Genomic DNA, 23,559 nt, shown 5'->3' with positions numbered 1-23,559 from the left:
AGCGACTCTCCTTTTCTATAATTTATTGACAGCTCCCATAATGTCGCTTAGTTCCTCCAAAGTTAAATCTTCATCAGTGAAGTCTGTTGCACTTTTTTCATGGTTTTCTTTTTCTGTGCAATGCTTGATGATCGTTTTGAGAAAAAATTGAACATGGTCTGCTAGAGCTTGTACTGTTTCTTTCTCATATTGAAGCCGGTTGTAGACAAAGTGCATGACGAGACATTCTGAAGATACGGCGCCGCTGATATCGAGAAGATGAGGCCGCTCCCAATCCGGACTGATCTCATGCCCCGCTTTGACGGGAGAAACGCGAAATCCGCTCGACTTGATATCTTCGTCAAACTGTCCCAAATAGTTAAAGCTGATGTCGGGACGCTGGAAATCTTCAGGTTCCCACATGCCGCCGATGTATTTCAGCACCCCGTAGCCAACGCCCTTATACGGAATACGGCGCAGCATGTCTTTTGTCCGCTTGATGTGGTAGCCGAAACGCTCATGATCATCTGCGGACTCCGCAAGGCTTGCATCGAGTAAAACAGGATAAATCGAGGTAAACCAGCCGACCGTCCGGCTGATATCGATATCCTCCAAATGCGCTTCTCTTCCATGGCCTTCCAAGCTGATTTTGAATCGATCATTGCCGGTCCATTTGTGAAGCGCAAGACCTAACGCGGCGAGTAATATGTCATTTGTATCTGTCGTATACGGCTTGTTTACAGCCGTTAACAGACGCTCTGTTTCTTGTTTTGTCAGCCGAATGTCTATGGTGTCTGTATCTTGCAGCAGATTCGTAATGGTTTCGGCATCTTTCGGAAGCGGTTCAACTCTTGTTTTTTCCCTTTCAGTCCAGTAATCTATTTCCCGTAATAGCTGTCGGCTTGTTGCGTAATCAGTCAGCCGCTTGGCATAGGTTTGATAGGAATCTGTCTTTTCCGGAAGCACGATTTCTTTTCCCGCCAGGGCCTGTTTGTATCCGGCGGTTAAATCTTCGAAGAGGATGCGCCATGATACTCCGTCGATGACAAGGTGATGAATCACAAGCAGCAAATGATCGCCGTCCGATCCGCGAAAAACGCCGGCTGCAACAAGCGGCCCTGTCTGAAGCTGAATCGATTTCTGAATATGTTCCGCGGCCCTTTCAATCATCACATGCTCTTGAGCTAATGATCCTGCTTCTCTTACATCAAGCAGTTCAAACGAAAACAGCTCCTCTTTGGCAAGCTCTTCGGCTCTGTTGTACTGCGTTAAAACTCCGTCTTGATATCCGCATACCATCCGCAATGCGTCATGATGGACCACGATATGGGCGAGCGTTTTTTGCAGAGCTGTTTCATCAAATCGCGCGGAACTGTGCAGCATGACAGATTGATGAAAGTGATCGTGTGACAAAGGTTGTGAGAAAAACCAGTGCTGTACAGGCGTCAGCGGCACTTCGCCGTTGACGGGCGCTTGATCAATCTCGCGCCGGACTTTCGTTACCTGCTTTGACAGCTCGCCAAGCGTCTGATGTTTAAACAGCTCACGAACCGTTGTTTCATAGCCTCGCTGCTTTAGCCTTGCGCATACTTGCAGCGCTTTAATAGAATCTCCGCCAAGGTGAAAGAAATGGGCGTTCACACCGAGCCCCTCCATTCCTAAGAGCTCTTCCCAAATCTCAGCCATCATCTGTTCAATATCGTTTCTTGGACTTATATCTTCACCTGCGCCCTGATTGGTCGCCGGTTCTGGCAGCGCATTTTCGTCGAGCTTGCCGTTAGCTGTCAGCGGCAGTTCATCAACCTGTATGATCCGCGCGGGTATCATGTATTCCGGGAGGAGCGTTCTGAGAGATGTACGAATCTCTGCTTCATTCATACTCTGCGCCGTTACCGCATATCCATAGATCGATTGCTGTCCGTCTTTGTCATTTCTTGTTATGACTGCTGCTTCCTTGATTGGAGGCAGTTCTTGAAGGGCGCTTCTGATTTCTCCCAACTCAATCCGGTATCCTCTGATCTTCACTTGCGCATCTTTTCTGCCGACATATTCCAGCTCGCCGTTTGGCATCCTTTTGACGATGTCTCCCGTACGATACAGGCGCTGACCTCCGACATATGGATTTGTGATGAATCGGGAAGCGGTCAGCTCTTCTCTGTTGATATAGCCTCTTGCGACTCCGGCGCCTGCGATATACAGTTCTCCTGGCACACCGACAGGCTGCAGGTTCATATAGGCGTCCGCGACATAGGCTTGTAGGGTTGCCAGAGGTTTTCCGATATTGCTTTTATTGTGTTTCATATCGGTTCGAGTCAGCTTTTTATACGTGGCGTGCACCGTTATTTCGGTAATGCCGTACATATTGATGAGATCCGTTTCTGGATACTTCTCAATCCAGTTCATCAGCATCCCGGGCTGCAGGGCTTCTCCCCCGAAGATGACATAGCGGAGCTGTAAGCGGTCCGAATGCCTTAATTCTTCATCGATAAGCCCGTGAAAAGCTGTAGGCGTCTGGTTTAGCACAGTCACGCCTTCTTTTTGTAAAAGCCGCCGGTAGACATGGGGATCGCGGGCGGTTTCTTTCGGGACAATGACAATTTTTCCGCCGTGTAAAAGAGCGCCGAATATTTCCCAAACTGAGAAGTCGAAACAATAGGAATGGAACAGCGTCCAGACGTCCCGGGATCCGAATGAAAAAGGCAGCTCGTCATGTTTGATCAGGCTGACCACATTGCGGTGTTCAATCACTACACCTTTCGGCTTTCCTGTTGTTCCTGATGTGTAGATCACATATGCCGGCTGTTCGGCTGATATCGGCTGGCGCCGCTTTTTCGCTGCGGCTTTTTCTGCCTCGTCAATATATAAAACAGGTATGTCTATAGGTTCTTCCCATTGTTGTCCGGATTGAGTAAGCAGCAGTTTGGCCCCGCTGTCATTCAGCATAAAGCGGATCCGTTCAGCTGGATAATCAGGGTCGATCGGCAAATAAGCGCCTCCCGCTTTTAAGATGCCGAGAATCCCAACAAGCATATCGAGTGAACGGTCTGTCATTAAACCGACCACTTGCCCTGAACCGACACCATGTTCATTCAACACAGCAGCTGTCCGTTCAGCCTTTTCATCAAGTTCCCGGTAAGACAGCTGCCGATCATCGATCACGGCGGCTATTTGATCCGGAGAGGCCATTGCCTGTTTTTCAAATAGACTCGCGATGTTCTCTTGTCTCGGGTATTCAGCCGTTTCTCCTGCAGCATTGATCAGCATGTTTTGTTCTTTCGGAGTCAGCATTTGCATGTCGGACAGTTTCATGTCGTGATTGGCCGACATGCTGCCGATTAGCGCTTTAAAATGATCAGACCAGCGCGCGACCGTTGCCTTTTCAAATAAGGCGGTACTGTACTCAAAATGACAGCTGATCGTACCGTCATCTTGTTCTTCGGCATGCAAAGTCAAATCAAACTTTGACGAGTGATGCGGCAGTTTATGTGATAAAAGCGTCAGTTCCGGTAATTCCACCTTGAAATCATCGCTGTTTTCAAGCACCAGCATAGCGTCAAAAAGCGGGTTGCGGTTCACTTCTCGTGGGGCGTCAAGGTGTTGGACGAGCTCCTCAAACGGATAATATTGGTTGTCAACAGCCTCAAGTGTCAGTGTTTTGATCTCTTTCAAATATTTACGGACTGTTTTATTCCCTTCAGGCTTGCTTCGCATCGCCATTGTATTCACGAACATCCCGATCACGCCATCAAGTTCTGCGCGTTCTCGGCCATGTGCCGGCGAACCGATGACAATATCCTCTTGGCCGCTCATTTTAGAAAGAAAGACTGAGAAGCCAGCCAGCAACACCATATATAACGTTGAACCTGTCTCATCCATTAACTGGCGCAGCTTTGCCCCTGTTTCCCTGTCAATATGCGTGGTCAAAGTGTCTCCGCTAAAATCGGGGAGAAGCGGCCGTTTTTGATCAAGCGGCAAGTCCAGCACCGGCAACGTCCCCTTCAGCACTTCCAGCCAGTACTGTTTTTGGCTGCCGAATGCCCCGACTGAAAACTGTTCATTTTGCCATACAGCGAAATCTTTATATTGCAGTGTCAATGGAGGCAGCTCTTTCCCGCTGTAAATGGCCGTGAATTCACGAATAAACGTGCTCATTGACATTCCGTCAGCAATGAGATGATGCATATCAAGCAGGAAGAAATGCCGGTCTTTGTTCAACGCGGCTAAGCAGACTCTGATCAGCGGAGCTCTTTCAAGATCAAACGGCTGAACGAACGATTCCAACACTTCATTGAGCGATTTCTCGAATTGAATGTGCAACTCTGTCCATTTCACTTCGGCAGATGATGCGACTTTTTGCATCGGCTCCCCGTCCTGTAAAACAAACGAAGTGCGCAGCGCCTCATGTCTGTCGATTAATGTTGCAAAAGTTTCTTTCAATCGCTTTCGGTTCAGTGTTCCGCAGAGTTCCAAGCAAGCGGGCATGTTGTAGCTTGTACTGTCTTTTGCCAGCTGATGCAGGGCATAGAGCCTTTTTTGCGCGAAAGACAAAGGATACAGATTTTTTTCCGGTGCTGGTTTTATCTCCGGACGGGTCTCACTTTTGACCCGTTCTATTGCAGGAGCCATGCTGGCAATCGTCGGATATGAAAAGACTTCGCGAATCGGCAGCTGAACATTAAGCCGCTGATAGATTTTTGAGACAAGCGCCGCCGCTTTAAGAGATTGACCGCCCAATTGGAAGAAATCATCATGTATGCTAATCCGCTCCCGCTTCAACACGTCTTGCCAAATCGACATAAGCTCTGTTTCCAGCAAAGTGCGGGGCGCTTTCGGCATGACGTCTGTCCCGCCTGAATGTGCCGGTTCCGGGAGACCGGAGCGATCCAGCTTTCCGCTCGTTGTAAGCGGCATTTTGGGCAGTATTGTAAAGCTGTCAGGCATCATATAGGCCGGCAATTTCCCGGCAAGGGCTCTATGCAGGTCCAAGCGCTCTGTTTCCTTTTGCAACACAACATAAGCCGCAAGCTCCTGTTCTCCATCTGCTGTGGTGCGTACGAGTGCCGCCGCGTCTTTTACCCCGGAAATGCCGCGAAGTGCGGATTCAATTTCTGCTAGTTCTATTCTGAATCCTCTGACTTTTACTTGGTGATCCAGGCGTCCAAGGTATTCGATCGTTCCATCCGGCAAAAAGCGCGCCTTATCCCCTGTCCTGTACAGCCGTTCTCCTTCATGAAAGGGATGGGCGGTAAAGGCTTGATCTGTCAATTCCTTTTGCTGAAAGTACCCTTCAGCAAGGCCTTTTCCTGAAATGCATAATTCACCGACAGCACCGATCGGCTGAAGGAGGTTCCCGTGCATAATATAGACAGATGTATTATCAACCGGCCGTCCGATTGTCAATCGCTCGCTTTTCTGAAGATCCCGCAGCACCGTCGTTGACACGCTGTTTTCTGTCGGTCCGTATTCGTTTATCAGTTCGGCGTTGCTGCAAATCTCGCGGCTTACGGTGATTAAATCAGGTGTCACGGCTTCCCCGGCGAATGTCACAGCCCGGAGTGTTTCCGCGTCTGTTTTTGTCAAGGTCTCCAGCAGTACGCGGTATAAGGAAGGAACGAAGAGCAGATGGCTGACGCCGTGTTGGGCGATAAGCTGTTTCATAGCCACGACATCTTTTGCATCATCTTCATCGGTCAGCAAGACGCAGGAGCCTGACAGAAGCGGTGTGAACAGACCTGTTATTGACCCGTCAAACACATATGAAAAGAGATGGAGCGCGATATCGCGTTCTGTCATGCTGTATTCTTCCCGTCTCCATTGCAATGTATTGGAAATGCTTCTGTGGCTGACGAGCACCCCTTTGGGCTGCCCCGTTGTCCCTGATGTATAAATGATGTAGGCCCAATTTTCGCTGTGTGACTGTGCTGAAAGAGCGGCTTTTGGTTCCGCGTCTGTTTCTTCAATTGTGACAATCTTCCCTTTGTAATCCGCAGGGATAAAAGGGAGCAGTTCTTGTTGCGTAACGAGCCATTTGGCTTGACTGTCGCGTAAGAGAAACGAGAGCCGCTCAGGCGGATGATCCGGATCAAGCGGCATATACGCACTGCCCGATTTCCAGATGCCGAGAAGAGCTGCGACAGTTTCTTTTGAGCGGCGCAGCATAACAGCTGCAACTTGATTTGGACCTGCGCCTTCTTTCCTTAGCGCACGAGCGATTTGATTAGCTCGCTCATCTAATTCACGGTAGCTCCAGCTTGTTTCATTGAATCTGAGCGCCTCTTGTTTCGGTGTTTTGGCGGCCTGCTCTTCAAACAGCTCATAAACTGTTTGATCCGGATAAGTTCGCTGTTTGCCGTGAAAGGAATGAATCAGTTTTTTTTCAGCGAGTGGCACGGGATCAATGCTTGTGATCAATTGATCGGGATCTGATAGTATACAATCGATCACTTCTTTTACATGCCCTTGAAGCCGAAGTATGTCGGTTTGATCATAGACCTCGGCGTTATAGCTGAATTTTATGTAAAAGGTCTCACCGGGAACAATGACAATATTCAAGTCGTAATTGGTTTCCTCTGACGTGGAAAAATGATCAAGATGAAGAGCGTTTTCCTCCGATTCTTCCCAGCCGTTAACCTCTTTCTGCATTTGGACGGGATAATTTTCAAATACAAGGATATGATTGACCAGGTCTTTGTTTAAGCCGCTCTCGTTTTGAATCTCATAGAGAGGATAATAGCCGTGATCTTCACAAGTCAGGATGTCTTTTTGCACCTGTTTGGCGAGTGAAGAAAATGACATACCCGCAGAAGAGCGAATCCGGACAGGCACCGTGTTAATGAACAGTCCGGCCATTGATTCGATCCCGTCAATGGCGGAAGGCCTTCCTGAAACAACTGCGCCGAATACAGCGTCATCAGTCGCGTTGTAGCGGTGCAGAAGCAAGCCCCATATACTTGTAAACAATGTGTTTAACGTCACGCCCAATCGCCTTGCTAAATCGGAAAGTTTTTCAACCGTTTCCGGCTTGAGTGAGAATTGAAGGTGTCTCGGTGTATAACCGCCTTCTGTTGTTTTGCTTTTTGAACCGGGGACAGAGACAGACTCCCCGTACCCTTCCAAATAATCGGACCAGAAGGCAGCTGTTTTTTCTCTATTCTGACCGCGAAGCCAAGTCATGTATGTGCTGTAAGGCGCCGGCTTCCCAAGGCGGAAAGGCCGGCCGTTTCTTAGAGCGTAGTACATATGGAAAAAATCTTGCAGCACAATACCTAAGCTCCATCCATCCATCATGATGTGGTGGTGGGTCCATACGCATGTATGCCGTTTTTCTCCTGTTTGATAAAGGGTCAGCCGCATTAATGGACCTTTTTGCAGATCGAACCGTTGAAGCCGATCTGCTTGTTTGCGGCTATTTATCAACGTATTCTGTTGTTCAGCCGTCAAGGCAGAAATATCCTCCGTCTGAACAGCTACTTTTCGGTGTGATAGAACGACTTGCTGCGGCCCGTCCAGATCAGGCACCTCTTTTATATAAATCGTTCTGAAAATGTCGTAACGTTCAATCAATAGATCCAGACTCTTCTGAAATGAATCCAGACACAAATCACCGCTGATGGTGAAGGAAATTTGTTCAATATAGGCGTTTGAATCAGGGTGAAGCAGTGAATGAAACAGCATTCCTTCCTGCATATACGACAATGGATAAATATCTTGAATCTCTGTCTCTTGCGCCATGAATGCCACACACCTTTCCGGCGAAATTAAAGTTCTTTTACGAGATTGGCAATACTTTCGAATGAAGCGGAAGTCAATTGTTTATTGCTGAAATCGCTCAATGTTTTTTCTCGTTTTTTCTTGGCGGAACAATGCTCAATGACCTCACAAAGGCGGTCATGGAAGCCATCCATAAATGTTTCAATCGTACGCCTGGAAAAGACGTCGGTATAGACAGTTTGAATATCAAGCCGCTGATTGACGACCATGGCATTAATGTCCAAATCAAATTCTCTCGGCCGCTCTTCTGCAATGTTGTGGCGCGGCTGATAAGGAGACATCCGCATCATTCCTTCGAGACCGTCGAACTGTCCGAGATAGTTAAAGCAGATTTCAGGTTCACGGTGCTGAATACGTTGGGACGATTGCAAAAGCCCGTATCCGGTTCCTTGGTTCGGCACGCGTCTCATCATGTCTTTCACGTTTTTTATACGGCAAGCGGTTTTTTCGCTTGAATTGTCCGGTGCACTCATGTCCAGAAGAACCGGATAAATCGAGGTGAACCATCCTACAGTTCTGGAAATATCAATGTCCGGAACATGTCCTTCCCTGCCATGTCCCTCAACACTGACAAGGAAATGCTCACGTTTCGTCCAATCGGCAAGCGCCATTCCCAAGGCCGCCAGCATCAGTTCATTCACCTCTGTGCCGTATGCCTGTTTTGTCTGAAACAGCAGCTGGTTTGTCAGTTTCACGCTTAACATGCGCGAAGCGATGAGTGCCGTTTTTTGCAGCCTGTCCGCATTCCTGTGACCGTCTTTTGGTAATGCGGTCGTTTCAAAAGATATCGCATGCTCCCAATATGCCGCTTCCTCAAGCAGTTCGTTGCTTGTTGACAATGGATGCAGCCTGTTTGCATATGTTACGTAAGAATCGCTTTTCTGCGGCAATTTAATTTTTCTGTCTGCTAAAGCTTGCTGATAAGCTGTTTGTAAATCTTCAAGCAAAATTCTCCATGACACACCATCCACAATCAGATGATGAATGGCGATCAGCAGATGGTCTGCATCCCGCAATCTGAACAATCCAATGTGACAAAGGAGTCCTTCGTCCAAACGCATTGCCAGCTGTATTCGTTTTTCCTCCGCTTCTATGCGTTCGGCAATCTGCGTCTCATCGGCGAGGTCTATGGTCTTAAAGCTGAATCCATCCTCATCCGTTTGACTGATTCCGCGATTATATTGAAGGATGCGTCCGTTATCGTCTTTTTTAAACATCATCCGCAAGGCGTCATGATGCTTGATTAAAGCGGATACGGCCCGGCGCAGTGCAGTCTCGTCCAATCTTTTTTCACTTGTGAGCATGACTGCTTGATTGTAATGATGTTCAAAGGCGCCAGGATAGGCAAAAAACCTTTGCTGTACAGGTGTTAGACTGGCATTCCCTTCAACAGGTCCCTGATTGGCAATTGATACGGTCGGAGTCAGGTGACTCGCCAGTTCTTCAATGGTCGGAAATTGAAATAAATCCCGAATCGTCATATCCCATCCTTCAGCGGCAAGACGAGCCGACACTTGCAGCGCTTTTATGGAGTCTCCCCCCAGCTGAAAGAAAGAGTCGGTGATGCCGGCTTGCCGTACATGGAGCACATCCTCCCAAATCCGGCATAGCAATGCTTGTTTTTCATTTTGCGGGGCATGGTAAGTTTCCAGGGGCTGAACATGTGCAGCAGGCAAAGCGTCTTTATTCAATTTTCCGTTAAATGTAAGCGGCATTTTCTCTAAACCGACAAAATGGGCTGGAATCATGTAAGCCGGAAGCCTTTTTGCCAAATCTAAACGCAAATCGATGATGTCTGTTTCTTTAGGAACGACGTATGCCGCCAAATAGGTTTTCCCTTCAATATCTTTTTGAATGGCGACTACCGCTTCTTTGACATGCTCGTTCTTCAAAAGCGCATTTTCTATTTCTTCGAGCTCAATTCTGTAGCCCTTTATTTTGACTTGTTGATCAAGACGCCCATAAAGACGGAGGGTGCCGTCAGGAAGCCAGCAGGCCTGATCTCCGGTTTGATACAGCGGCCGACCTTGCGCTAATGGATCGCTGAATTTGGCTTTTGTCAATTCAGCTTTTTGCCAATAACCTTTGGCCACGCCTTCTCCCCCAATAAAAAGTTCTCCCGGGACGCCGATGGGCTGAACTTGTTTGTTCTTGTTGAGAACATACATTTGTACATTTGGGAGCGGAATGCCGATCGGTACAAAATCGTGATAAGGCTCTTTACTCATCGTGATTTCATAATAGCTTGAATCAATGGTCGCCTCTGTTACACCGTAGCTGTTGATGATCCGCATCTCTTTTCCGAATCGTTCATTTAATGTGTAAAAATCCTGTGCACTGACAATATCTGAGCCCAGAATCAGCACCTTTAGGCTCGGTAATCGATATTTCCGCCGGTAAACATATTCCATAAAGGGAACAATCAGGGCTGGTGTCGATTCCATTAATGTAATCTGCTGTTGATTCATCAGCTTACATAACAGTTCGGGCTCAATTCGGACATCATCCGGGCAAATCACAAGCGTTCCCCCGTCTAAGAATGCCCGGGCTATGTCTCCTGAAAAGACATCAAACGAGAAACTGGCCATTTGCAGCACTCTCGCCGGTGTGCGGTCAAGCTCATAGATGCTTCGCCAAGCAAGCGCTGCATGTGTGAAATTGCGATGTCTGACTTCAACTCCTTTTGGCACTCCTGTTGTTCCCGAAGTATAGATGACATAGGCAGTATCTTTTGGAGTTGCTGTTGAAACCATATTTTCCTCGTGCAGGCCATTATGTTCATGGTCAAGCTGGATGCAAGGCATACTGCCATCTGTCAAAAGTGAAGCGATATCTATATATTCAGCCTGGGCCAGTAGCGCAGATGCTTCGCTGTCTTTTAATAAAAACCGAATTCTTTCTTCTGGATAATGGGAATCTATCGGGATATACGCTCCTCCCGCTTTCAGCACGGCCAAAACACCTATGATGGCTTCAATCGAACGATTGGCCAAAATCGCAACTCGTTTTCCAGGACCGATTCCGGCTGTTTGAAGCGTCCGCGCCAGTCGATTGGCGCGACCATTCAATTGGTGATAGCTGATCTGTTTCGAGCCCTCAATGACTGCGATTTTCTGAGGATTATTCGCTGTTGTTTCTTCAAACAGTTCGTGAAACACTGCTGTTCGTTCTGGAAGTTGAAGGTGTTTGTGATTAAATTCAACAAGAATTTGGTATTGATCTTCATCGTTCAGAAGATTGAAGCGTGCAAGATCTGTCTCGGGCTGATGGACGATATGGCGCAAAAGTACAAGCAAATGTTTCATCCAGCGCTCGATGGTTGTTTTTAAGAAAAGATCGGTGCTGAATTCCATGTCGAGACGGATATTCCCGTTAGATTCGCAAGCGGTCAATGTAAGGTCAAAAATAGATACTTGATGGGCAAATGTTTGAACGCGATTGACTTGAAGGCCGGCTAATTGCATATCGTGCTGTTCCATGTTTTGCAAAATAAACATGGCGTCAAACAGCGGATTGCGGCTCATATCACGGACGACATCAAGCCTGTCGACAAGCTCCTCAAACAGATAATCCTGATGTTCAAATGCCTCAAGCGCCGTTTCGCGGACCTCCTTTAAGAAATCGCTGAAACATTTGTTTTCTGCCGGCTGCGTTCTGATCGCCAATGTGTTGACAAACATGCCGATGACAGGTTCTAAGTCTTTGTGTGGTCTTCCGGCGATCGGCGAACCGATGATGATGTCCTCCTGTCCGCTGAGACGGGCAAGAAGCGTGCTGTACGCGGCGAGAAGAACCATATACAGGGTGCAACCGTTGTCGCGGGCGATCTTGTAAAGGCCGGCTGTTGTTTTCGCATCAAGCGTGCGGGACACTGTATCACCCGCAAAGCTTCGCACCGCCGGGCGGGCGTTGTCGGCCGGAAGCTCCAGCACCGGTAGCTCTCCGTCGAGCTGCTTCAGCCAATAGGCTTCCTGTCTGTTGTACGCCTCCCCTTGTTTGAATGCCTGTTGCCAGACGGCGTAGTCTTTATATTGAATCCGCAGCGGGTGAAGCGTCTGGCTGACGTACAGCTCGCTGAATTCGCGGATTAAGGTGCCGACAGACACCCCGTCGGAAATGATGTGATGCATGTCCACCAACAACAGGTGGCTCTCCTCCGCCTCCTTCACAAGAGCGGCGCGGAAAAGCGGCGCTTCTTGAAGCCGGAACGGACGGACAAAGTCTTCAGCCGCCGCCAACTCCATCAGCTGAAACGGGACATCATCATGGATGCGCTGGACAGGCTCGCCGTCTGCCCCTGTTTCAAACGACGTCCTGAGCGATTCGTGGCGGCGGATCAGCTGCCTGAATACTTCATCAAGCCGGGCGCGGTCGAGCGGTCCTGTCAGCTTAAGCGCCGCCGGCATATTGTAGCCGACACCGCCGTCTTCCAGCTGCTGAAGCACATACATCCGCTTTTGCGCCGAGGACACCGGGTAGGTGTCCTGTTTGTCCGCCGGTTCAATCGCCGCATGCGGACTTTCATCCAATTCCTGAATCACGGCGGCGAGCTCTTCCAGTGTCGGCTTGGCGAAAATCTCTTTCAGCGGCACCTGCACGCCAAACGCTTTGGCGATGCGGGAGACGAGCGCTGTCGCTTTCAGCGAGTGGCCGCCTTGTTCAAAAAAGTGGTCGCGAGTGCCGGCAGGGCCGTATTTCAGCACCTCTTCCCAAAGCTTAGCGAGCTTCATTTCCGTGATGGTTTGCGGCGCGGTATAAGCGCGTCGTTCAGCCGCTCCGTCGGGAGCGGGCAGCGCCTTGTGGTCAAGCTTTCCGCTCGGAGTGACAGGCCACTTTTCCATCTCGATGAAGGCTGAAGGCATCATATAGACCGGCAGGCGTTTGCCTAGTTCTGTCCTTGCGGTCTGTTGGTCCTGACCTTCAATATAGGCGCAAAGCTCGGTTTCCTCCCCTTCTGTCCGTGCGACAACCGCCGCTTCCCGCACGCCGTCGATCTGGCGAAGCGCCGCTTCGACTTCCCCCGGTTCGATCCGGTAGCCGCGGATTTTCACTTGACCGTCCATGCGGCCCAGCCATTCAACGGTGCCGTCCGGGAGCCATCTCGCCAGATCGCCCGTTTGATACATGCGTTCCCCTCGATAAAACGGGTCATCGAGAAACCGTTCTTCTGTCAGCTCCGGACGGTTCAAGTAGCCCCTTGCGACGCCCGCGCCTGCGATATACAGTTCTCCGGCCACCCCTATGGGCTGGACAGCTTTCTCACTGTCTAAAATATAAAGACGGGCTCCCGGTACAGGTTTTCCGATCGGAAGCCGCATCCGTTCCCTGTCTTTTTCATGGTCGTACCGATAAAATGCGGCATCCACCGTAGCTTCTGTCGGCCCGTAGCCGTGAATGACCGCAGTCTCCGGCAAAGACCGGGCAAATCGGGCGGCTGTCTGGGGAGCGAGCGCTTCACCTCCGGCGAATACGCGTTTCAAGGTTTTCGCAAGGCTTGTCCTTTTCTCCTCTGTTTCCATCTCGACCTGGTCTAAAAAGCTGTTGGCCATCGCCGGGATAAAATGCGCCGTCGTCACTCCTTCTTTTGTGAAGGCCTCTGTCATCAAAGCGGGATCCTTCTCCCAGCCCTGCGGAAGCAAATACATGGAGGCGCCGGGAATCATCCACCAAAACAACTGCCAGATCGAAGCATCAAATGAAAACGATGACTTGAGCACGATGACATCATCTTCAGTTAATGGGAACTGGCGCTGCATCCCGGACAAAAAGGCGGCAGCCTGTCGGTGCTCAACCGCGACGCCCTTCGGTGTCCCGGTTGAACCGGATGTATAGATGACATAGGCGAGTGAGCCGCCATCCGTATGAGCGCAAACCGGTTCGTTCTCCGCTGGTTCCGTTCGAAGTGATGACAGATTGACTTCAAGCGTTTCCCCGGAAAATCCGGAGACGGACAAACCCGGCCCTGTGACGAGAAGCCGGGCGCCACTGTCAGCGAGCATATATCTGAGCCGTTCTTCAGGATAGTCTGGATCAAGCGGCACGTAAGCGCCGCCGGCTTTCAAAACAGCCAGCACCGCGATCACCATCTCCGGTGAACGGTCGGCGAGCACGCCGACCACACTTTCTTTGGCGACGCCTTTTTTCTTCAACCGGACAGCAAGTTGATTGGTATACTGATCAAGCTCTCGGTACGTTAAGATACCGCCGGAAAAACGAACCGCCGGCAAGTTCGGCGACAGCGCCGCGCGGCGGGTGAAAAAACCATGCAGCGTCGGCGCCAAAGGTTTGACGGAATCTGTTTGGTTAAAAGCAGACAAAATCCGTTCCTTTTCGTTGGACTCTACCATATCGATGTTTTTAATCGGCTGGTCCGGCTTCTCAAGCGCCTTCTCCAAAACGGTTAAAAGATGGGATTGAATCCGTTTGATGTCATGATCAGTAAACATAGCGGTATGATAATCAAAATTTAACTGTATGATACCGGTATCAAGGCGCTCTTTAATTGAAACAGACAGCTGATTTGCAGTGCGCCCGCTGAAATACATGGCCGTTTCATATTCAAAGCCATCTGCTTGTTGCCATTGAAGCGGCTGATACTGTATGGAAGTGACAATTAAATTTTGCAGATCACCATGCTGATGCCTTAATTCGTTCATCAGCAGATTGTAGGGATATTTTTGATGACGCATGACTGAAAGCTGTTCTTTCCCGATGCTTGTGACAAATGAAAGAACATCACAATCCGGATCGACTTCCATTCTGATTGGCAGTGTGCTCACAAACATACCGAGCATGTCTTTTTCCAGCCTGGAGGCGCGGTTTCCGTAATAGGTCCCAATCACAATATCCTTGCTGGATGTCATTCTGCTGATGCATATGTAAAACGAAGCCATAAACAGAGAAAGAATGCTAATTTGATGCTTTTCGCAAAAGTGTCGGATTGATTCTGCCAAGGGATGTGAAAGAGTCAGGGTTTCTCTTAAAGCGGCGGTGCTTTGTTGTTGAGGCAAGGCTTTTTCTGTTAGTGGGAAATGTTCTGGAATGGTGTGGTAGGTGTTTGTCCAAAATAAGCGGTCTTTTTCAAACCGGGAAGATTGCAAGTATTGCTTCTCTTTTTCGATATAGGTGAGATAGGAAGGTTCATGATGTTGAGGTAAGGGTTCATTCCGAATCATTTTTTGATACATCTCAATCAGTTGATTGCCTAGCAGATTAAGAGAAATACCGTCCATTATGATATGGTGGAATTTTGCATAGAGCCAAACTTCTTCGCTCGAAATCGCCAGCAGGGTGAATTGATAAAGCGGTGAATGAAACAGCTTAAACGGAATCGAAGTCTGATCGTCAATCCACTTATTCCGTTCGGACTTGCCGGCCTTTGTCAAATCAATAGTCTCTATGGAAAGCGGGCGATGTTCAGCGAGATAAAGATCAGGCTCTTCCCCTTTCCCTTCTGTCAGCTGAAAATGAAGTGAATCATGCCGGGAAACTGAAAAATCCAAAGCCCGCCGCAGCACATCAAGGTCAATAGCGCCCCTGAATTTGACACAGGCTGCAAGATTGCAGATACTTGTACCCGGATCGAGCAGCTCGGTAAACCATACTCTCCTTTGAGCATGGGTCAAAGTGTAGGTTGTGTTCAATGGAACCCCTCCATTTCAAATATAAGAGAATAAAAAAAGTAAAATAATTACAGGTTATATGACAATATATGGCTAAATCATACGTATGAGAATCATTGTAATACAAATTCGATAAAATACAACAATGTTTACAATAAATTCAATAATTTTTTAGAAAATGGTTATTTTATCTCATCTGCAAAATTCTTGTCTTTACTGCTCATAACATAAGAAAAGCTCTAAAGCGGAGAAAATATCACGATGTTTATACCATTTTATTCAAAAAACAGAGCTGGAATTCCACGCACTCCGAGCAGAAATGCAAATAAATTGTCATCATTTATTCGTAAAAAATATCATCTCACGTGTTTTTGAAAAACCTCATAAAAAAACTGTACCTTAACCAATTAAGATACAGTTTTGCTTCACTTTCAAAAGCTTTAGGCTACACGGCATCCGTTTACATGTGCGGATGATCCGTTTAACAAAAGAGTCCCTCATTTTAGTTCGTCGCACTTGCAAGAGAAAATTACAATTGAAAATGTTCAAGCGCTTGCTCCCTTAATTTAAATTTCTGCACTTTTCCCGATGCCGTCATCGGGAACTCTTCGACAAATGCGATATAGCGCGGAATCTTATAACGGGCGATTTTACCTTTGCAGTATTCTTTTAATTCGTCAGCTGTCATGGATGCTCCGCTTTTCAGTTTGATCCAGGCCGATATCTCTTCACCGAATGTTTCGTCAGGCACACCGACAATTTGGACGTCGAGAATGTTGGGATGCTTGTATAAAAACTCTTCTATTTCCCGCGGGTATATGTTTTCTCCGCCTCGGATGATCATGTCTTTTAATCTCCCGGTAATCCGGCAGTAGCCTTCTTCATCCATTACGGCTAAATCACCTGTATGCAAAAATCCGTCCTCATCAATCACCGCTGCCGTGTCCTCAGAATTTTTGTAATAGCCTTTCATGACATGGTAGCCGCGTGTGCACAGCTCGCCTTGAACGCCTCTTGCAACCTCCTGATTTGTGCCCGGTTCAGTTATTTTGACTTCAACATTCGGCAAGGCGCGCCCTACGGTTTCGACCCTTCTTTTGAGCGAATCGTTGACCCTCGTCTGGGTAATGACCGGTGATGCTTCTGTCTGTCCGTATGCAATCGTTATTTCAGACATCCCCATGTTATTGATCACTTTTTTCATAACTTCAATCGGACAGTTTGAACCGGCCATGATACCCGTTCTTAAAGAAGACAAGTCATATGATGCAAAATCTTGATCATTCAGTTCGGCAATGAACATGGTCGGTACACCGTGCAGCGCCGTGCATTTTTCCGTTTCGACAGCGGAAAGCACTTCTTTTGGATTGAATTCTTGCACCGGCACCATCGTCGCACCGGCGGTGACGCAAGCGAGAGTTCCCAGCACGCATCCAAAGCAGTGAAAAAAGGGTACGGGGATGCACATTCTGTCTTTTCTCGATAAATTCATGCATTCCGCAATATTTGCCGCGTTGTTTGCCAAATTGGAATGAGTGAGCATCACGCCTTTTGGAAAGCCTGTCGTACCTGATGTATATTGCATATTGATGACATCATGCTCTTTGAGTCGTTCCATCCTGTGATCAAGCGCTTTTTCGCTTACCGAACCGGAGAGCTTTAATATGTCATCCCAAAGGTACATGCCGGGATGCCTTTTATCTCCCATCAAAATAATATTTTTTAAGAAAGGCAGTCTTTCAGATGCGAGCTTACCCGGTTCCGACTCCTTCAATTCAGGAATCAGTTTGTAAAGGATATCAATGTAAGAAGTGCCCCGGTATGATTCCATTAAAATGAGTGTTGTGGCATCTGACTGTTTCAGCACATATTCAAGCTCTGATAATTGATAGTTCGTGTTGACTGTGACAAGCACCGCGCCCGTTTTTGCCGAGGCAAACTGGGCGGTGAGCCATTCCGGAGTATTGGAAGCCCAAATTGCGACATGTTCACCTTTTTCAATACCGAGCGCCACCAGTCCTTTTGCGACTTTTCTGCACAACTGGTCAAATTGCCGGTACGTATAACGGAGACGGCGATCCGGATAGACGACAGCCTCGTGATCAGGTGCGTTTGCCGCGGTTTTCTCCAACAATTTTCCGATAGTCAAATGGAGCAGCTCTGCCAACGTTGTCCCTCCCTTCTCCCGGAAAGCGTTTTCATTTTGCCGCTTGTTTGCCTATGCCGAGCTGCCTTGCGATGACGAGCCGTTGAATTTCTGAAGTTCCTTCACCGATTTCCATTAATTTGGCATCCCGCAGCATCCGCTCGACTCCGTACTCTTTCATATACCCGTATCCTCCGTGTATTTGAATGGACTGATTACATGTCCTGAACGCCATCTCTGAGGCATAAAGCTTGGCGAAAGCCGCTTCCTTTGTAAACGGCCGGCCTTGATCTTTCAGCCAGGCGGCCTTCAGCACCATATTGCGGGCAAGCTCAATTTCCATGGCCATGTCGGCAAGCTTGAACTGAATCGCCTGGAAATAGGAGATGGGCCGGCCGAATTGTTTTCGTTCGTGTGCGTATGCAAGCGCGGCCTCAAAAGCGCCTTGAGCGATACCGACGGCCAGCGCGGCGATCGAAATTCTGCCCCCGTCAAGTGTATTGAGAAACTGTTTAAACCCTTTTTCCGGGCTTCCCAACAGATTTTGTTTTGGAACGCGGACATTGTCCAAGATGAGCTGCGATGTATTGGAGCCGCGGACACCCATTTTGTCATATTCGCTATTAATGGTGAAGCCTTCCGAATCTGTCGGAACGATGATGGCGGAGATGATGTTTTTTCCGTTGTCATCTTTTCCGGTGACGGCGGTGACGATGACGGTCCGGGCATATCCGGCATTGGTGATCCAGCATTTCTCCCCGCTGATCACATAGCTGTCCCCTTCCGAGCGGGCTTTTGTCCGGGTGCCGCCCGCATCTGATCCTGCATTCGGTTCGGTCAGCCCGAACGCTCCGAGCGCCCGGCCCGTCGCAAGTGGCACGAGATATTCTTGTTTTTGTTCTTCGGTGCCGAAATAATAAACCGGTGCAGCCCCGAGCGATACAGCCGCAGCATAGCTTAGACCGGTGCTCCCGCACGCTTTGCCGATTTCTTCGACGCTAAGCGCATAGGAAATCGTATCCCCGCCTGACCCGCCGTAGCATTCCGGAAACGGAATTCCCAAGAGGCCGAGCTCCCCCATTTTTTTAAATGTCTCAACCGGAAATTCTCCCGTCCTGTCAACATGTTCGGCATGCGGTGCAATTTCCTGTTTCGCAAAATCTCTGGCGAGTTCGCGAACCATTTGCTGTTCTCTGGTTAGTTCAAAATTCATAAAGTGACCCCCTTTTTGGATCGTCAAATTCCTTAGGCAGCAGAGCTTTGTAACATTATATTAAAAAAGTGCATTTTTCATGCCAGAGGATTTTGGACAGGCAAAATCGGACCGTTTGATGACAACTGATACTTACCTTTACGTAAGTACCTGAACCAAAAGTGCATACTTACAAATTCGCAGTGTGAACTTTATAATCAAGATGAAAACATGCCGAAGGAGGAAAATTTTTGAAAACACTGATTATCGTTGCACATCCAAGTTTAGAAACATCAGTTATCAATAAGCGCTGGGTAGAGGAGCTCAAAAAATATCCGGAAAAGTATACGGTTCACGAATTGTCCGACGTATATCCGGATGGAAACATTGACGCGGAAAAAGAACAAAAATTGGTGGAAGCGCACGGCAATCTTGTTTTTCAATTCCCTATCTATTGGTTTAACTGTCCGCCTCTTCTTAAAAAATGGCTTGATGATGTATTGGCTTACGGATGGGCTTATGGTTCAAATGGAGGTGATCGATTAAAAAATCGTAAAGTGGCATTAGGTGTATCCGCCGGAATTAAAGAAGAAGATTATGGTGAAAACGGAAGGTACCGCTATACGCTTGAACAAATATTAGTTCCATTTGAAACGACATTCCGATATTGTCATGCAGACTATCGTTCATTTTTTGCGTTTTACGGCAAGGAAAATGAGCCCGGCGGAAATGAGGAAGAAGCGACCGGGCCGGGAGCGGGAGAATTGGAGAAAAGCGCCCGGGATTATTTGCGTTTTATTGACAATCTTTAAGTTTTGCGGAAATCATTCCGGTTGAAACAGGCTGTCAGCCCAGCCTGTTTTTCTCTCCCCACTCACACATCATATTGAACAAAGGTAAGAGAGAACGTCCGCGTTCAGATAATGAATACTCCACCTTTGGGGGAATTTGGGGAAATTCCTTACGTATAATAAGGTCGTCTGCCTCCAGCTCTTTTAACATGATGCTCAGCGTTTTGAAGGAAATGGTGCCGATGCTTCGCTTCAGCTCATTATGCCGCATCACTTCGCGTTCAGACAGCCAATATAGAATGATTATTTTATATTTGCCGCTTATCAATGACAACGTATATCCAAAACCGGTGTTTTTAAGATCCACACCGGTCGGAACGCAGGTTTTTCCGGTTTGGGGTTGCATAACGTACACTCTCCTTTTGAATCCTATATCATAGATCATTATGTAATTTGATTGAAAGGATGTAAAGGAAGGATTTTAAAGGATGCTTAAAGAAAAACCACTACGCCGTATGTTTTCCGTGATACGGCGGATGCAGCCGTAAGAAAAAACTGCACCTCAAGATTGTCAGGTGACAATTGAGGTGCAGTTTCAATGCAGGCTTTTTTATTTATCTTCTGATATGGCCGTCGCCTCTCATGATATATTTGCATGTGGTCAATTCTTTCAGACCCATAGGTCCGCGGGCGTGAAGCTTCTGTGTAGAAATCCCGATTTCCGCGCCGAAGCCGAGTGCGCCGCCGTCGGTGAACCGGGTTGAGGCATTATGATACAGTGCTGCCGCATCAACGGTATTCAGAAAAGCCTTGGCTGTTTTCGGATTTTCGGTGATAATCGCTTCTGAATGCTTTGTTCCGTATGTTTCGATATGATCGCAGGCTTCTTCAAGACTTGCTGCGACTTTAACCGCGAGATCAAGGCTTAAATATTCGTTCTGCCAATCGGCTTCCCCCGCTGGTATCGCGCCTGGAATCCATTGAACCGCCTTTTCGTCCCCGTGAACTTGAATACCGTGTTCGTTTAAAGCATTGATAAGCGCTGCACTGTTTTCCTCAAGCCATTTTTCGTGAACGATCAGCGTTTCAAGCGCATTGCAGACGGCGGGGCGGTCTGTTTTCGCATTGATCATGACATCGATTGCTTTTTCAGGGTCTGCTTCCCGGTCGATATAGATGTGACAGTTGCCGACTCCCGTCTCAAGAACGGGAACGGTTGCGTTCTCAACGACTTCCTGAATGAGGGCACCGCCTCCCCGGGGGATGAGTACATCGATATGCTCTTTCATCTTGAAGAGCTGCTTCGTGGCGCTTCGGTCCGTGCTTTCGATAAATTGAACAGCATCGCGGGGAATGTCTGTCGTTTCCAGCGCTTGGTGCATGACCGATACGATCGCTGTATTCGAATGAATGGCGGAAGAGCCGCCTTTCAAAACGATCGCATTGCCCGATTTTAGAGCGAGCCCGGTTGCATCGACAGTCACATTCGGACGCGCTTCATAGATCATGCCGATGACGCCGAGAGGAACGCTGACTTTTTCCGCCTTTAGCCCGTTGTCGAGCGTCCAGCTTGATAGCGTTTCTCCGACCGGATCATCCAGTTCCGCGACTTCCAGCAGTCCATCGGCAAAATCCAGTACCCTGTCTTCATTGAGCGACAGGCGGTCGATGTAGGCTGCATCATAGCCTTTTTTTCGTCCCGCTTCAATATCTTTGGCATTTTCAGTGAGAATATAGCTCATGTTTTGTTTCAGGTGTTCGGCCAGTGCAGCAAGCGCCTCGTTCTTGTCTTTTTCAGTTGTCAGCCGCAAAGATTTTGCAGCTGTTTTTGCCTTTATCGCTTTTTCTTCGATTTGTGCCCTGATGTTCTCGCTTGTCGCCGTCATGTCAATTCCTCCTTTGATTTGTTTTTTAAAGCGGAACGGATAGCTCTAAATGACAGACAAACGCTTCTCTGTCAACGACAGCCTGTGAGGAAGCGGCTGTTTCCTGATTCGTATCCTTCTTCCATTTACGAAGCTGGGATGAGGAAAAGTTGACGACGCCGAGGCCGATTTCCTCTCCTTCCTGATCAAGGATTCGAACGACGGAACCGTTGCTGAAACGGCCGTTAATTTCGTAAATACTAGAAGGATACAGGCTTTTTTTACGGTCGATAATAAACTCTTTGCTTTCGTTGTGGACGATGATGTCTCCTTCAGGTCCAGAGTTAAATGCTATCCATTGCTTTTTATGGTTGAGCGTGTGTGAATCGTCATTCGGAATAAAATACGTTCCCCTCGCAGTCCCGCTGATTGCTTCTTGCAACAGACCGGAGGTGTCTGCACGCCCTAAAAATCCTTTGATGCCTGAAGCCATTGTAATTTTAAAAGCGTCCAGTTTCGACTTCATGCCGCCTGTTCCGACTTCGCTTCCGGCATCCCCTGCTGAAGCTTCTATCTCCGGCGTGATTTCATTTACTTCCCGGACGAGTGCGGCGTCCGGCGTTTTTCGCGGATTCGCGTCATAAAGGCCGTCTATATCAGAGAGGATGGTCAGCAGGTTAGCGTCGATCAGACCCGCCACTTTAGCAGAAAGCGTATCATTGTCTCCGAATTTGAGCCGGTTGACGGTAACTGTGTCATTTTCGTTGATGATCGGAATAATGCCGCGTTTCAACAGAACATTCATCGTATTTCTCACATTGTTGTACCGTTTTTCATCTGAAAAATCGCTTTTTGTGATTAATATTTGTGAAGCGATATAGCCATGGGATAAAAAGAGCTTGGAATACGCTTCGATTAGTAAGCCCTGGCCGACAGATGCGGATGCTTGTTTTTCAGGCAATGTATCCGGCCTGTTGATGAAGCCAAGTTTCCGGTATCCGGCCGCCACAGCGCCAGATGAAACGAGGAGGACTTCGTGCCCTTCATCTTTGAGGCGGACGATCTGCTCAACGAGTTTTTCGAGCTTTTTGCTGCTGATTTCGCCGTGAAGACTTGTTAAAGAACTGCTTCCCACTTTGACAACTACCCTCTGTTGATTAGAGGTCATTTTATCACTCCTGTAGTATTTTTCTTCGTTACGGGTGCTTACTTTGCTGCGACTAATTGTTCAAGTTCGAGACTGATGGTTTTGGATCGTTTTGCGGCTTGTTTGACCGCCTGTTCGATCGCTTCGCCTCCGCCGCTTTCCGCCAAGGCCTTTAAACCGGCGGCAGTCGTACCGTTAGGGGAAGTGATGTTGTCTTTGAGAACAGCTGTATCTTCAGGGCTTTCCAACAGCATTTTGGCGGCGCCTAACAATGTCTGCGCGCCGATTTCCCTCGTTAGTTTTTGGCTTAATCCAGCCTCGGCTCCCGCTTTTTCGATGTGCTCCATTAAATAATAAAAGTAAGCAGGCCCGCTGCCGGCAATGCCGGTGAAAATGTCCATTTTGCTTTCTTCGATGGAATAGACTTCTCCCATGCATTGAAGCAGTTGTTTCGCGGTTTTTGACAGATCGGCTGTTACATGGCTGCCTTCGGCCATGGCGGTTGCAGATGCGCCGATTGCACTTGAGGTGTTAGGCATGATTCGGATGACAGGCTGCATGCCGTGCAGCTCGTTTTCAATAAATGAAATTGATATGCCAGCTAAAACTGACACGATAAGCTGATGGGGTTGAATATGCGGTTTCATGGAAATAAGAGCACTCTCTGCATCTTTCGGCTTCATCGCCAAGATGAAGCAATCGATGTTCTGATAGTCAAGTTCTTCTTTTCTGACGCCTCGTATTCCATATTTCTGCTGGAGTTCTTCTAAACGCCGGTGGTTCGTGTGGTTTGTAACATAGATTTGCGAAGCAGGCAGTTTTTTGGATTGAACGATGCCTGAGATCATTCCCTCTGCCATTGATCCTGCCCCTATAAAAGCTACGTTTTTTTGATTAAAGATCTTTAACATCTCCCTTTGTTCGCATTTCTGTTCGTATTTTTTCGAACACGGTTAGTATATTAACACTTTAGATATTTATGTCAAGTTTGCGTGTTTTGATTGGACGGCGCAGGTCATGTGAAAAATGGAGATTTTTGAAGAAAAA

The 23,559-nt window shown here is 48.0% G+C and carries 9 protein-coding genes; 1 reads left to right on the top strand and 8 read right to left on the bottom strand.

Annotated elements, in window-relative coordinates; translation table 11 throughout:
* Nucleotides 1-15: 15 nt before the first annotated feature.
* From M1E06_RS10960 to M1E06_RS10945, 4 genes are all read right to left on the bottom strand, one after another.
* Nucleotides 16-7,710: an amino acid adenylation domain-containing protein gene (locus M1E06_RS10960; protein WP_337819349.1), complete on the bottom strand. Its 7,695-nt coding sequence runs from the start codon at nt 7,708-7,710 to the stop codon at nt 16-18.
* A 26-nt stretch (nt 7,711-7,736) separates the two neighbouring features.
* On the bottom strand, nt 7,737-15,392 hold the full coding sequence (locus M1E06_RS10955) for a non-ribosomal peptide synthetase (protein WP_080131413.1): 7,656 nt from the start codon (nt 15,390-15,392) through the stop codon (nt 7,737-7,739).
* Between the two features lie 508 nt (nt 15,393-15,900).
* Complete coding sequence (locus M1E06_RS10950; protein WP_020451703.1) at nt 15,901-17,538, bottom strand: AMP-binding protein; 1,638 nt, start codon at nt 17,536-17,538, stop codon at nt 15,901-15,903.
* A 31-nt stretch (nt 17,539-17,569) separates the two neighbouring features.
* Nucleotides 17,570-18,730 (bottom strand): acyl-CoA dehydrogenase family protein, encoded by a 1,161-nt coding sequence (locus M1E06_RS10945; protein WP_020451704.1) that lies wholly within the window; start codon nt 18,728-18,730, stop codon nt 17,570-17,572.
* Between the two features lie 230 nt (nt 18,731-18,960).
* On the opposite strand from M1E06_RS10945, the gene M1E06_RS10940 reads away from it, so the two are divergent.
* Nucleotides 18,961-19,521: an NAD(P)H-dependent oxidoreductase gene (locus M1E06_RS10940; protein ID WP_020451705.1), complete on the top strand. Its 561-nt coding sequence runs from the start codon at nt 18,961-18,963 to the stop codon at nt 19,519-19,521.
* 34 nt (nt 19,522-19,555) lie between these two features.
* Here the strand turns inward: M1E06_RS10940 and M1E06_RS10935 are convergent, their stop codons facing one another.
* From M1E06_RS10935 to proC, 4 genes are all read right to left on the bottom strand, one after another.
* Nucleotides 19,556-19,906 carry a winged helix-turn-helix transcriptional regulator gene (locus M1E06_RS10935; RefSeq protein WP_080131414.1) on the bottom strand — a complete coding sequence of 117 codons (351 nt, stop codon included), beginning with the start codon at nt 19,904-19,906 and terminating at the stop codon, nt 19,556-19,558.
* Between the two features lie 208 nt (nt 19,907-20,114).
* Nucleotides 20,115-21,386, bottom strand: a complete 1,272-nt coding sequence (locus M1E06_RS10930; protein WP_080131415.1) for a glutamate-5-semialdehyde dehydrogenase — start codon at nt 21,384-21,386, stop codon at nt 20,115-20,117.
* 25 nt (nt 21,387-21,411) lie between these two features.
* Complete coding sequence (gene proB, locus M1E06_RS10925; RefSeq protein WP_020451708.1) at nt 21,412-22,533, bottom strand: glutamate 5-kinase; 1,122 nt, start codon at nt 22,531-22,533, stop codon at nt 21,412-21,414.
* A gap of 38 nt (nt 22,534-22,571) precedes the next feature.
* Nucleotides 22,572-23,423, bottom strand: a complete 852-nt coding sequence (gene proC / locus M1E06_RS10920) for a pyrroline-5-carboxylate reductase (RefSeq protein WP_080131416.1) — start codon at nt 23,421-23,423, stop codon at nt 22,572-22,574.
* Between the last annotated feature and the right edge of the window lie 136 nt (nt 23,424-23,559).

It is taken from the genome of Bacillus sp. AK124 (assembly GCF_053903085.1).
The sequence above is the reverse complement of the archived record's forward strand: the minus strand, read 5'-3'. Positions and strand labels throughout refer to the sequence as shown.

Excerpts from the sequence above, each read along its gene's own strand:
- M1E06_RS10960 (WP_337819349.1), bottom strand. The coding sequence starts at position 7,710 with ATGGCGCAAGAGACAGAGATTCAAGATATTTATCCATTGTCGTATATG.
- M1E06_RS10945 (WP_020451704.1), bottom strand. The coding sequence starts at position 18,730 with ATGAATTTTGAACTAACCAGAGAACAGCAAATGGTTCGCGAACTCGCC.
- M1E06_RS10935 (WP_080131414.1), bottom strand. The coding sequence starts at position 19,906 with ATGCAACCCCAAACCGGAAAAACCTGCGTTCCGACCGGTGTGGATCTT.
- M1E06_RS10930 (WP_080131415.1), bottom strand. The coding sequence starts at position 21,386 with ATGACGGCGACAAGCGAGAACATCAGGGCACAAATCGAAGAAAAAGCG.
- proB (WP_020451708.1), bottom strand. The coding sequence starts at position 22,533 with ATGACCTCTAATCAACAGAGGGTAGTTGTCAAAGTGGGAAGCAGTTCT.
- proC (WP_080131416.1), bottom strand. The coding sequence starts at position 23,423 with ATGTTAAAGATCTTTAATCAAAAAAACGTAGCTTTTATAGGGGCAGGA.